This is a genomic window from Nodularia chucula CCY0103, from assembly GCF_963923915.1.
Taxonomy (GTDB): Bacteria; Cyanobacteriota; Cyanobacteriia; order Cyanobacteriales; family Nostocaceae; genus Nodularia; species Nodularia chucula.
Genome location: NZ_CAWUOL010000012.1, coordinates 14,413 through 27,055 on the forward strand (window position 1 = coordinate 14,413; position 12,643 = coordinate 27,055).

Sequence of the window (12,643 nt, forward strand, 5' to 3'; positions counted from 1 at the left end):
TAGAAGCCAAGGATTTAATCATTAAATTTAAAATAAAATGTTAATGTTTTTGCGGGAGACGTGGGAATTATTTTGGTGGGCAATATTTTGTCCTTCCAGGCTTCAGCAACGCATGAATGAATGGTTGCCTCAAGCAGGAAAAGTTGGGCGCAGAGTAAACACAGAATTTTACAATATTTTATTGTTCGGAAACTTACGATTTATTAGTCAGTATTTACTACTTTTATTCATTTTTAATATTCCTCTTATTTTAAGACTAATTGCAAGTAATCAATTATTAGATTGGCTACAATTCCCTTGTATAATTTTAATTGCCTATGGAATAGCCGTTTTATTTTTACCTTTAGGACTGGTTATACCGTTTTTGTGGTTGATAGTTATATTAAATCAGCCTGATAGCTGGTTAAAGGGCTTAACCGAAGCTTTTAAATTTTTAGCTCCTTTATCTCAAATGGGGATAGCTCTTGCAGTTTTGCGAGTATCTTTATTATTAACTTTTGGGTTAATCTTACAACTATTAAAGAAAGAACATCTTTCCCTTGCTCGTAATGTAATGGTGGCGGGAGGAACAATCAATGCGATGTTAGGTGCGTGGTTAGTAAATCAAAACTGGTTGTTTCTGTTGCTCGTAAGTGGAATAACAAGCTTTTTGCTATTTTTTTTTAGAGAAAAGATAGTAGATAGGGACGATGCCTACGTCGTGGCGTTCTCCGTGGCGTTCGCCGTGGCGTACGTCGTGGTGGGCGGAGTTGTGTACGGATTGAATATCTGCTTGGCGGTCTTCTTGCTGGTAGGAGCGGAGGTCATCGTGGCGGTCGTCTTGGCCGTCTTCTTGGCGGTCTTCTTGGGGGGAGTCGTAGCGGGAGCAGGAGTTGCAGTCATCGTGGCGGTCGTCTTGGCGGTCAGAGTGGCGCTCAGAGTGGCGGAAGTCTTGGCGGAAGTCGTGGTGGAAGAAGTTGCAGGAGTCTTGGCGGGAGTCGTAGCGGGAGTCTTGGCGGGAGTCGTAGCGGGAGTCTTGGCAGGAGGTGCTACTTTAGACCTTTCTTGGTTTTTGGTTTATGCAGGTTTAATAGGCTTTGCTTTGACTCTTGCACCAGCAAAAAACACCCAGCTTTTTATCTATACTACAGTGACGTTAATAACTATTTCTGCCCAAAATTTAGGATGGCTTTCCGCATTAGTTATTCCTGTAACCTTAGTCAGCTATTACCGAGTTCCTGACTATCTTTTATTTGTGCCTTTCAGTTTTTTTGCATCAATTATTAATCGTCTCCGCCCTCAACCATTGCAGTTACTTTATAGCTTACCTCCCTATACCAGCGAACTCATTTCGCTACCTTTACCTAAACATGAGCAGCTTTTCATATCTGCTTTTCGTAGGAATCCTCAACAAGCTTTAAACATCTTTCAATATACCCAAACTTTTTCCCTACCCGGATTTCAAATAACCCTGCGAAATGCCTTACCTCAAATTATTGCTGACCAACTCCAGCAAATTAAAAGTATCCGAGAACTAATCTTTACTACCAACTCAGACCATCCCATCTTACCTTTCCTGATTTCCCCCTTCTATCACCTCGATGATGACAGCGACACTCCCACTCCAGACACCCCCTTACCAAAGGTTAAACCCGAACTTTCTATCCTGCTTCCTCGCTTGCAAACTATTGTTAGAGATATTCAATCTGCACTAGAAAGCAAAAATATAGCCTTGCGAGAACGAGGATTAGAACGAATAAATAATAATCTAGCTATGTTAAAACTTCAATTACCCTCACTTGGACTTAACAACAAAGCCATCAAACGCTGGACACCTTTACTGGAACGTTGGGAAAGGGTTATTGAACTGGAAAAAAAGGAACAACGCCAACTCTCTCAAGGTGAACTAATCAACCCTTTCCAATATGGAAATCCGGTGCGCCTTAACCAAAAAGATTTATTTAAAGGTCGTCAGCGATTCGCTGATGAAGTTGTCCGTCGAGTTTTAGACCGTGACCGACCAACCCTCGTTTTACATGGTCCTCGTCGCTGTGGCAAAACTTCTTTTTTGTATAACTTACCTCGCCTGCTTCCCAGTGATATTCTCCCCGTGTTTATGGATATGCAAAGTTCTGCTATTACTAACAAAGAATCTGATTTCTGTTTTGGCTTAGTCCGTGCAATTCATAAAGACTGCAAAAGTCAAGGCGTTAAATTACCAATTGTCCCCAAACGCACCAAATTTGAAGCTAGTCCCTATGCAACTTTAGAAGATTGGTTAGATGAAGCACTTGACAAAATCGGAGAACGGCGCATCCTTCTCAATCTTGATGAATTTGAAAAAATTGGTACTGCTATCGAAAAAGGACAAATAACTTTACGTTTATTTGATCAATTACGCCACCTAATTCAACATTATGAACAACTCGGATTTCTCTTTTGTGGCGTGCAAACCTTAGAAGAATTAGGTCCGAATTGGAGCAGCTATTTCATCAGCGTTGTACCGATAGAAATGCTTTACCTTGAACCTGATGAAGCTGAAGAATTACTGCTTAATCCAGATCCAGCTTTTAAACTGCGTTATGCTCCAGGTATTATAGAAGAATTATTAAAGCTTACTAATTGTCACCCTTATTGCTTGCAATTATTAGGCGCATCAATGGTGAATCAAGCTAACTTGAACCACACTGATTTAATTACCTCTGAAGTCCTGCAAGCTTCTATTAATCAGGCATTTACTTCTGGTCAACCTTATTTTACAAATACTTGGACAGAATTTACAGGCACAAACCCAGAGGAAATAGCAATTGGTCAACAATTCTTATTACAAATTGCCAGGACAGATAATTTAAATTCTATTAATACCCCAATTGAAAAAAAGGTATTAACCCGCTTGTTGCGTTATCATATCCTACAACAAATTAATGGCAGATATGATTTTGAAGTTCCTCTGTTAAAACAATGGGTGAGAGAGCGAGCAGTAAAAAGCTAATTATTTTCCGAAATGAATCCCATTGAATTGGAATGCTCTACACAAAACCCCACTCCCCATGTCCTAAAATAGAAATTGACGTTCCCCAGCAGTTACAGTGTCTGAATCTCTGCCAATACGCGATAGCTATCTTGCTTTAATTGATCAAATTGTCGAATCCACCCTCAAGGGGCAAATTAGCTCTGTAGAGATGGTGTATCAGATGCTGCAAAAAAATCTGGTTTCAGGAACGGGGGAAGTCTTTGAATTAGTTTTGAGCGATCGCCTCAGTAGCATTCAAAGCCAAGTGGATGGTGAAACAGATGAACTCAAGCAAGCCAAAGCCAACCGGAAATTGAGAGCGATTAAAACCATTCAAAGCCAATGGCAAAGATATTCTCAGCAAAATCAAGCTACAGAAGCGATCGCCACCGCAGTTAGAGAAATTACCACAGCCGCTACAGATGAACGACTGGCTATATTCCTACGAGTGATCGACCCCAATCAGAAGCAACCGCCAAATCTTCCACAACTACAGCAGTTAGCCAAAGGATTAAAACAATTTGCTCAAGTAAATTCTGACTTAGAGGAAATCTCCCAGGGAATTACCAGTGGTTTAGCCACTTGGCAAGGATTACAAGAAAACCTAGTCAGTTGGATGTATGAAAAAAATCAGCAATTAGGTTTTGGTGGCGTTCCCGGAGAAACTGGCCCTTGGGCAACTTGGGCAAAAAAAGTTAATCATGATCTACCCCAAAGGCTGTTTCGCACCTTAGCAATGGGGGAATCCACCATTGAATTTGCCCAAAAACACAGCAGTATCAGCCTCAGTGACTGGGTAGAAATAGCATTAGTTTTACAGTATCTACAACGAGGTTTAGTCAACTGGTTTGACCAACAAGCTTACAACGTCCAAGCCGGCTCCAAGTTATCAATTTCCACCTTCTTAACCTTTGCAGTCATTTGGAGTCAGTTAGCCAGTGGTTTTCAGAGTATAACCACATACAGTAATGGTTGTTCTCAAATTATGCTGCAAATTCTGCGAAACTTTTCCCAGCGTCCATATTTTCCCCTGTATGGCGGCATTTTCGCCTCTTTTTCTGGCAGTTATTTACGGGATGCACTGGATTATCTCGATGAACCACTGCGCCGAGTCGAGGGAACCCAAGAAAAAGCCAGGATTCTCACCCTGTTAGGCTACTCCCAACGGGCGTTAGGACAATATCAGCGTTCAATTCACTTTCATCAACAAGCCTTAGAGATATCGAGAACCGCAGGCGATCGCCCCTGTGAAATCGCCAATCTCAACCACCTCAGCCGTACCCACGTACAAGAAAAAAATTACACAGAGGCTATTAACTACAGTCAACGCGCCTTAATGCTGAGTCGCCAAACCGGAGAACGCACAGGAGAAGCCAATGCTTTAGTAAATTTAGGTTACAGCGAAGTCATGCAGGCGCAAAAGCTGGAACAAGCAGAAACAGAAGTTTATGAATCAGCGATTAACTATTTAGAACAAGGCTTAAAGTTATCAGAACAAATAGGAGATATTCAAAGTCAAGCCTTATGTTTTAGTAGCTTAGGTATTGCCTATTTAGTTATAGGTCAATCAGCCGCAGCAATTCCCTATTTAGAAAATGGGTTTAAAACAGCCCAAGTTGCTGGTGATTTATATCTGCAAGGGCGGAATTTAGCTTATTTATCTGAAGCCTATTATAATTTACAAAACTCAGAAAAAGCAATTTATACAGGTGGCTTAGGAATGTATTTGTTAGAGCAAATTGCTTCTAATGAATGGCGACAATCAGCAGGTTTACTAACAATTCTACAAGGACAAATAGGAGCAGAAGCCTTCCAAACTTTATTAAAACAACATCGCCCAAAAATGATTGCGATTATTGGTGTAGATGGATATGATTACATTCCCAAATTGTTAGAAATTTACAAAGAAAGTATGTAATTACCATTACATCAAATTAATAGTTAAACCCATATAGAGGCAGATAATTATGTACTTTTGGTGTTTAAAGGTATTTGCAGGTGTTATCGTAACTCAAGATTGCTGACTATGGGACTGTATCTATATATTAATGGTGAAAGTAGTGTGTTTTACTCTTTCAATGCTCTTTTAGGACGAGTTTTTTTTTATAATAACTAAATAAACTCTTGTACACAAGCCATTCATCCTGCCTCTCACAACCAATAACTAAACTCTTATGCCAAATACTATTACAATTACCGATGCTCTTGTTCCCAATCCTGCACCCAAATCAGCAATTATTCGCCTAGAAAATATCTTTAAAATCTATGGAAGTGGTGAAACGGAAGTAAAAGCCCTGAATGATGTCAATTTAACGATCAATGAGGGTGAATATTGTTCCATTATGGGGCCTTCTGGTTCTGGTAAATCTACAGCCATGAATATTATCGGCTGTTTAGATCGCCCCAGCACGGGACATTATTATTTAGATAATCTTGATGTCGCTCAAATGCAAGATGCCGATTTAGCCAAAATCCGGAATAAAAAACTGGGGTTTGTGTTTCAACAATTCCACTTATTACCCCAACTGACAGCCTTAGAAAATGTCATGTTACCAATGGTTTATGCCAGTGTTAATCCTAATGAAAGACGCGATCGCGCCACCGAAGCCTTAACAAAAGTTGGTTTAGAACAGCGTCTGAATAACAAACCCACGCAATTATCTGGTGGACAGCAACAACGGGTGGCGATCGCCCGTGCTATAGTAAATCGTCCCGTTGTCCTCCTCGCCGATGAACCCACAGGCGCACTAGATTCTCATACAACCCAGGAAGTATTAGATATCTTTACCGAATTAAATACCAGTGGAATCACAGTTGTCATGGTAACGCATGAAACAGAAGTAGCCATGCAAACCAAACGTATTGTCTGGTTTCGTGATGGTGGAGTAGTCCACAACAACTTGACACCACAGGATTTAACCAAAGTTACAAGCTAGGAGTTTTACCTGTTTCCGCTTGTGTCTCAATAGGCTGAACATCACTGTAGCCCATGTCACCAGCAATTGTCCGGAATACAGATATTTGTCCTTCAAAATCTAGTTGCTCAGTGTGGGAAAGCAAATTGTCGATGGCATCAGTAGATTTATAATTATCTGGCATTCCCACCACAGTATCACCCATAGACACAGCCCAAGCATACCAAACTAAAAGTTGGTTATTTTCTTTAATCGCACCATAAGCACGGGAATATTCTGTATCTTTCCCCTCCACAATATCCCGCATAATTGTTAATTGTTGCTCAGGTGACAACTTGAAATAGTCTCCTAACAGCATCGGTGCAAGTTCTGGTTCAGCCGCCTCTGGAGCCGCCGGAGTAATGGATTTACCCATTTTTTCATAAACAAAATAAAACCATGCTAATTTAGCATCTGTCTCTAAAGCATTAAATCCTTCAACTACTTTGATAGTTTCATTGCTTAGTGCTTGGGAAGTTCTTTGATTAGCACTGACAGTCATAATTTATCTCCATGATTTACCAATCCCAATAAGAATTATCAAAGTTTGACATCCACAATCTACTTCCTAAAGAAAGAGTTATATCAAATAATATTTACTCACTTTTAATAGATATAGAACTATCTCCCTAGACAGAAATAAAATTGCTACTCGCCTTGGTATGATCACCCCAGTAATTACAAAATTAACCAAGGTTTTATTTATGGCTGATCAAGTGAAACCCAATGTCAATCAAGCTTCTACCCATGATGCACAACTAGCTGCTGATAATATGGCTAGTGGTGCAGAAAAAACACCAAAGGTTGATTTTGAATCAGACTATGCAGCTGCACAGCAATTTAGTGTGAGTGAAATCGACCGAACAAACGCAGGTGTAACAGCAACTGCACCGGAAAAAAAAGTTTCGGAAGTTAAAGAAACAAAAACTGAAGCACAATCCACTGGTAATCCCCAAGATTATTTAGAAATGGCCAAGGAAGTCGGGGGTTCTAGAACTGAGGCTGTGACTAATGTGAGTGATGAGTTAGTGGAAAAAGCTTTGAAAAAAGGTAAATCAAAACAGTAATTTTGTCTAACTAAACTGAATTAGCCTGCGTCAACAGGCTTTCTCAAATCTTAGGTGATACATTCAGCACAGTTTTTTCTGTACCCCACTCACGAAAGCACAGCCATCACATCCAGTAATTCACTGGGCTTGTGAATCAAAAAATCAGGATTTTGTTTAGCTAAAGCCTCTGGAGAATTGAAACCCCAAGTCACAGCAATAACTTTAATATTCGCCTTTCGTGAGGCTTCTATGTCCCTGGTTTCATCACCCACATAAACCACAGCTTCAGTTTTTATTTGTTTTTGTCTGAGAACATTATTAATAATAGTTGTTTTCCCAAAAATCGTGACTCCTGAATAAATAAAGTCAAACAACTGTTCTAATTGGTTATTTTCCAGAAAAGCTGTGACATTATCTTGAGAATTAGAGGTAATAATTCCTAATCTATAACCTTGATTATGTAGTTCTATTAATGCTGCATCAATTCCCTCTATAGGTTTCAGTTCGTGAATTTTATGTTTCAGTTCTCCTTTAACTTTTTTAAGTAAAAATGGAATTTTAAATAAAGAAATACCTGAGTATTTAATAATTTCCCTAGATGTAAAATTCTTCAGTAAAGCAAGTTCCTCTGAAGTGATTTGTACATAACCAAACTCTACAGCTAAACGATTGGCAATAGTCACAAGAGCATCTACTGTATCCGCAATCGTGCCATCAAAATCAAAAATAATTACTTTCGGGGTCATTCTTTAATTGGGATGCGTCAAGATTAGCACGGGCATTTCTTCTAAACATTTCTGGCTTAATCCGCCGCAAAGCTGAGGCGGGAAATCTTTGATCCCACTCCTCTTTTGAGATGTTGGCTAATTCTATCAGATGAGGCGCAATATTGGCAGGATACGGTTGAAAATCTGGCACATCAGTTGTTTGGGAAAAACGTTGATTCCAAGGACAGACATCCTGACAAATGTCGCAACCTGCAACCCATCCTTGTAAATGGGGTGAAATTGTCTCTGGTAATGTTTCTGCGCGATTTTCAATGGTATGATAGGCTATACACCGATTGGCATCCACTATATAAGGCTGGGTAATTGCATCTGTGGGACAAGCTTCTAAACAACGAGTGCAGCTACCACAGTGTTCTGTATGGGGGCGATCGCTTTCTAACTCCAGATTTGTCAATACCTCTCCCAAAAATACCCAAGAGCCATATCCCGTAGTAATCAAATTACCATTTTTAGCAATCCAACCAATACCCGCCCGTTGCGCCCAGACTTTATCTTGTACCGGGCCTGTATCTGCATAATATCTGGCTTTAATACCTGCATTCAGTGATTCTAGCCAAGTAGTCAAAGCCTTGAGCTTTTTGTGCATCACCTTATGATAGTCTCTACCCCAGCCATAGCGAGAAATTTTCGCGTATTCTTCCCCTTCCGGACGTTGATCTGGTGTGTAGTAATTGAGCGCGACACTAATCAGCGATCGCACATCTGGCATAACTAAGCTAATATCTTGACGCTGGGGATACTTCATCCATTCCATCTCAGCATGATAACCCCAGGATATCCATGCTTGTAACCTCTGCGCCTCTGTATTCTCTACTCCATTGACAGCAGCAATCCCCACCTCGTGAAATCCCAACTCTCTGGCTTTCTCCTTAACTATACTGCTACTAGTTACATAATTCTGATCCATTTTTTCCTGTGAATTGACTAGCAAAACCTGTGTTAAACATTTCCTAATATACCTATATGTAATAGTTATTTGATTTTTGTTAAGAAATAATGCAAAGTGTGAATACAGAGGTAAAAGAAACCTCCTATTAATTAGCTGCGTATTTCAACTATCAACTGCTGAGTAATTTCACATCATACTCCCTTCCTTGCTTGCAGTGAGGGGTTGGGGGTGAAGTTCCTATATCTAACTCAACTGAGAACAGCTATAAATTTCAGTTAGCCTAAAAGAGGAAAAGATATTACAGCTGCTGAATATATGGAAACAAACCAAAAAATTACCATTGAAGGTGTAGTGGAACCTGTGATCCTGCGTTACTTTGAAACTCTCAACGCTGGGGAATTTCAGGGTACGGCTGCGCTCTTTGCTGATGATGGTGTGATGTATCCACCCTTTGAATCTGGTATTGTGGGACGAGGGGCGATCGCTGATTATTTACAACGAGAATCTGAAAATATTAAAGCCTTTCCCCATCAAGGAATTTTTACAACTCTGGACATTGACCAAACTCAATTCCAGGTAACTGGTAAGGCAGAAACTTCTTGGTGCAGTGTAAATGTTAAATGGCTATTTATCCTCAACCGACAACAGCAAATTATCAGTACGAAAATTAAACTTCTAGCCTCTCCTGAAGAGTTGCTGGCTCTACGGCGGTAAATTAGCTTATTGTTTGGATACAGTAGTTTTTTGTAAAGAACGCATTAACAATCTTCGACCCAAATCAATATCTGATGCCGCACATTGCCATTCTGGGTGTGCTGTCATTAACAAACTATCCAAAGTTTCTTGATCAAACAGATGCCAAACCGGAGCATCATCAATTATATCTTCCACAGCATAACAATTAGGTTCCACACAGTAAATAGTGTAAGAACTAGCAATTCTGTTGATACTCATCTGTTCCCCAGGCTGTAAAGATCGAAATTTAGTAATAGCCTGCTTTAAATCACTAATTGAGTACACCACTAACCCCGGTACAGCTATTGTTGCATCCCTGTCTCCATTGACTGCAATCCAGTAATGACGACTGGGGTCGATACCCTGTAGCCAAGGTGATTGATCATCAAGGCGATAGCGTGGCGACAAACAAAATAAAGCTTCCATAGATTTAGTCATCATTTTGGTTTCTGAGGTGAATTGATTACCCAATTGACAATCATGGGATTAGTGGAGCTATGCCATCAACTTGTTTTAATGCAGCTAAAATCGGCAGTTAGGCTCACTACTAAATTAAGTATTTAATAATTCCCCGTACTAAATCAAATAAAGTTAGCAAAAGTTATTAAGTTTATTAACATTTATTAAAATTCATAGATTTACTTGTATTCTTCCTTGAGCTTTGGGAATCATTTAAAACCCCCATACACCATATTAATAATCAAGGTTCTATCGGCTCACAGTAGTTAGTAATTCTGTGTGAGGATTTATAAGTATAGTTAAGAGAATTTAATGTAGAGTGTTTTTTGCCTCAATGGAGGTTAAATAATCACCCTACAATTTATTTATAGGTGGGGAGTAGGGAGTAGGGAGTGGGGAGTGGGGGAGGTGTGGGGAGTGTGGGGAGTGTGGGGAAGAATTAGGGGAGTAGGGAGTAGGGTAAAAGCCTTTCGGTGTATAACTTTTATGATCAATTTATGTCCTAACGTCCTTGGCGGTTGCTATACATTTGTTCAAATATATTAAATTTTTCTCGCTGACTTACGGCAAGTTTGAGAATCAACAGACTTATTTGTAAGTAAACGTAGAGAATACTTTTAAATACTGACAAACTATGCTAACAAGCAATGTAGATATCAACTCATAAGCTCTGGTAAAGTAGCCTCTAACTTAAGACAATTTCCACCATTAACTTGTAACTGATATTCGACATTATCCATCAGTTGGTTCATAATTAACCATCCATAACCACCTTCTTGTTTATCTTCGGGATTAGGTGGAAAATAGGTAGACATATCGAAGCCTTCGCCATAGTCCCAAATTTCTATAGCAATATCTCGGTTTTTCAATTCTAAACGCAGTAAAATCGGTAAGGTAGGCTGTTCTTTGTGGGCATGACGCACTACATTAGAATATGCTTCCACTAAAGCTAATCGCAGACGGCTGGATTGTCTTGACCAATCAACAGATTCTTTGAGATGAATTTTTAAACATCCTAATAACCAGGTTTCAACGATATTTAAATAATTCAGGTCACTTGGTACATGAAGCTCACTTTTCATTGCTTACAAAACCTCCAATGAGAGTATAGTTTGATCATCTTCTTGAATGTAGTTATCTGCCTGAATGCGGGCTAGTAAATTTTCTAAAGAAAGGGGTTGAGGTTCTGTCTGTAAAAGTTGCCAAAGTCCTTCTTGATTGAGCATAGAACGGCTGATTAGTTGTCCGCTATCCTCATTTTTTTTCTGATTTAATAGTTGATCCGATACCATTGATTCTGTAATGCCATCACTAGCTAAGAGAAAGGTATCACCAGAATCTAAAACTAAATGACCTGACTGGGCTTGCCATTGAGGTAAAATACCTATGGGAATGCCCCGCACTGTCAAATAATTAGGGTTAACATTTACATTGGTTTTATTTGACCACAGCAGGGGATAAATATGACCAGCATTAGCATAAACTAGGTCTTTATTTGTGGGAGTATAACGAGCCAAGACGAGAGTAATAAAACAATTGTTGCTCATTAAGTCGTCATAAAGAGCGTTGTTGAGATGATGTACAACTATATTGGGTTCGGCTGGTGTTTCTTGCGCTAATTCCCGCCGTAATACCGAAATTGCACTAGCCATAAATAAAGCAGCCGGTACACCCTTACCGGAAACATCCCCCACAGCTAGCCATAAATCGCCTTTGGGATGGACAAATACTTCAAAAAAATCCCCACCCACCTCACGGGCTGGGTAACAACAGGCTTGCACTTTTCCTCCGGTAATCTCCGGTAGAGTTTGGCGCAGCAGGTTGTTTTGAATTTTGCGCGCTACTTCCAATTCAGTCTTGAGTTGTGCTTGCTTTTCCTGGAGGCGTTGGTAAAGTTTTGCTTGGGAAAGTGCTAAAGCTGCTTGTTCGGCTACACCTGCAATTAGTTGAATTTCTTCTTCTTGCCAAGGTTTTTGATTACCCCATTGATAAATAGCTAGAACGGCGAGCAAATGCTGTTGGTAGGCTAGTGGAACAACCATCTGCTGACAGTTGTAACCGTCACGTATTTCTTGACTAATTTCATAGTGACGGGTTTGCAAAATCTTTTCAATTAATACACTGGGATCGTAGGAGAAATCCGGTAGTCTAGGATCAGGATTTTGATAACAAAATTCTACTTCTGTTAAGCGATCGCCTTCTACTGGTCTGAGTAAACAACAAGTAGTAGCGAATTTTTCGCCAATAGTTGTGACAATCTTTTGCAGCATACTGTCATAATCCAGAGATTCCCGAATTGCTGTAGTTACTGCATTAAATAAAGATTCTCGCCGCAAAGAGCGACTTAATTCACGGGTACGCTTCTTAACTAGACGATAGGTATCTGTAGCTTGGTCAACTAATACTTTGAGTCGTTCAGGACTCCAGGGTTTAGTGATATACTTAAAGACTTGACCCGAATTAATTGCAGCTACCAAATCTTCAACATCAGTAAAACCAGTCAGTAAAATGCGAATTGTATCCGGAAAGCGCTCCACTGTCAGACTCAGAAACTCAGTACCGTTCATTTCCGGCATTCTTTGATCTGAGATAATGACAGCCATTTCACCTTCTCTGTCTAGAATTTCTAGCGCATTCAAAGCATGATTAGCTTTATATACTTGAAAATCTCTCCTAAAGGTACGATACAGTAAATCTAAGTTATCTTGCTCATCGTCTACTACCATGAGCTTCAATTTTTCCGTGGCTGTTTCAGTCATATTTGACTTGAGTTGGGG

Annotated in this window: 11 protein-coding genes; 5 read left to right on the forward strand and 6 right to left on the reverse strand. The window is 39.9% G+C overall.

What is annotated here, in order from left to right; all coding sequences use genetic code 11:
- Nucleotides 1–43: 43 nt before the first annotated feature.
- The 3 genes from ACM0OP_RS05845 (at nucleotide 44) to ACM0OP_RS05855 (ending at nucleotide 5,928) form a co-directional block, all read left to right on the forward strand.
- Nucleotides 44–2,971: an AAA family ATPase gene (locus tag ACM0OP_RS05845; protein ID WP_414527455.1), complete on the forward strand. Its 2,928-nt coding sequence runs from the start codon at nucleotides 44–46 to the stop codon at nucleotides 2,969–2,971.
- 97 nt (nucleotides 2,972–3,068) lie between these two features.
- Entirely contained in the window at nucleotides 3,069–4,910 is a 1,842-nt protein-coding gene (locus ACM0OP_RS05850) for a tetratricopeptide repeat protein (protein ID WP_414527456.1), read from the forward strand.
- Between the two features lie 256 nt (nucleotides 4,911–5,166).
- The gene (locus ACM0OP_RS05855) at nucleotides 5,167–5,928 is read left to right on the forward strand and encodes an ABC transporter ATP-binding protein (RefSeq protein WP_414527457.1); all 762 of its coding nucleotides are present in this window, start codon (nucleotides 5,167–5,169) and stop codon (nucleotides 5,926–5,928) included.
- Here ACM0OP_RS05855 and ACM0OP_RS05860 read toward each other — a convergent pair.
- Complete coding sequence (locus tag ACM0OP_RS05860) at nucleotides 5,918–6,448, reverse strand: orange carotenoid protein N-terminal domain-containing protein (protein ID WP_414527458.1); 531 nt, start codon at nucleotides 6,446–6,448, stop codon at nucleotides 5,918–5,920. The genes ACM0OP_RS05855 and ACM0OP_RS05860 overlap by 11 nt on opposite strands.
- Nucleotides 6,449–6,650: 202 nt before the next feature.
- Here ACM0OP_RS05860 and ACM0OP_RS05865 point away from each other — a divergent pair, with 202 nt between their 5' ends.
- Nucleotides 6,651–7,013 carry a hypothetical protein gene (locus ACM0OP_RS05865; RefSeq protein WP_414527459.1) on the forward strand — a complete coding sequence of 121 codons (363 nt, stop codon included), beginning with the start codon at nucleotides 6,651–6,653 and terminating at the stop codon, nucleotides 7,011–7,013.
- A gap of 89 nt (nucleotides 7,014–7,102) precedes the next feature.
- Here ACM0OP_RS05865 and ACM0OP_RS05870 read toward each other — a convergent pair whose 3' ends face one another.
- Nucleotides 7,103–7,741, reverse strand: coding sequence for an HAD-IA family hydrolase (locus ACM0OP_RS05870; protein ID WP_414527460.1), 639 nt, complete (start codon nucleotides 7,739–7,741; stop codon nucleotides 7,103–7,105).
- Nucleotides 7,716–8,690 carry a tRNA epoxyqueuosine(34) reductase QueG gene (gene queG / locus ACM0OP_RS05875; protein ID WP_414527461.1) on the reverse strand — a complete coding sequence of 325 codons (975 nt, stop codon included), beginning with the start codon at nucleotides 8,688–8,690 and terminating at the stop codon, nucleotides 7,716–7,718. The genes ACM0OP_RS05870 and queG overlap by 26 nt, the downstream gene beginning before the upstream one ends.
- Before the next feature lie 297 nt (nucleotides 8,691–8,987).
- Between queG and ACM0OP_RS05880 the strand changes: the two genes are divergently transcribed.
- Nucleotides 8,988–9,386 carry a nuclear transport factor 2 family protein gene (locus tag ACM0OP_RS05880; RefSeq protein ID WP_414527462.1) on the forward strand — a complete coding sequence of 133 codons (399 nt, stop codon included), beginning with the start codon at nucleotides 8,988–8,990 and terminating at the stop codon, nucleotides 9,384–9,386.
- 6 nt (nucleotides 9,387–9,392) lie between these two features.
- Here the strand turns inward: ACM0OP_RS05880 and ACM0OP_RS05885 are convergent, their stop codons facing one another.
- The 3 genes from ACM0OP_RS05885 to ACM0OP_RS05895 all read right to left on the reverse strand — a co-directional run bounded on the left by ACM0OP_RS05885 (nucleotide 9,393) and on the right by ACM0OP_RS05895 (nucleotide 12,625).
- A complete protein-coding gene (locus ACM0OP_RS05885) occupies nucleotides 9,393–9,833 on the reverse strand; it encodes a hypothetical protein (RefSeq protein ID WP_414527501.1) in 441 nt (146 codons plus the stop codon).
- Nucleotides 9,834–10,522: 689 nt separating this feature from the next.
- Nucleotides 10,523–10,948, reverse strand: coding sequence for an ATP-binding protein (locus ACM0OP_RS05890; protein ID WP_414527463.1), 426 nt, complete (start codon nucleotides 10,946–10,948; stop codon nucleotides 10,523–10,525).
- A 3-nt stretch (nucleotides 10,949–10,951) separates the two neighbouring features.
- Nucleotides 10,952–12,625, reverse strand: a complete 1,674-nt coding sequence (locus tag ACM0OP_RS05895) for a SpoIIE family protein phosphatase (RefSeq protein WP_414527464.1) — start codon at nucleotides 12,623–12,625, stop codon at nucleotides 10,952–10,954.
- Nucleotides 12,626–12,643 lie beyond the last annotated feature (18 nt).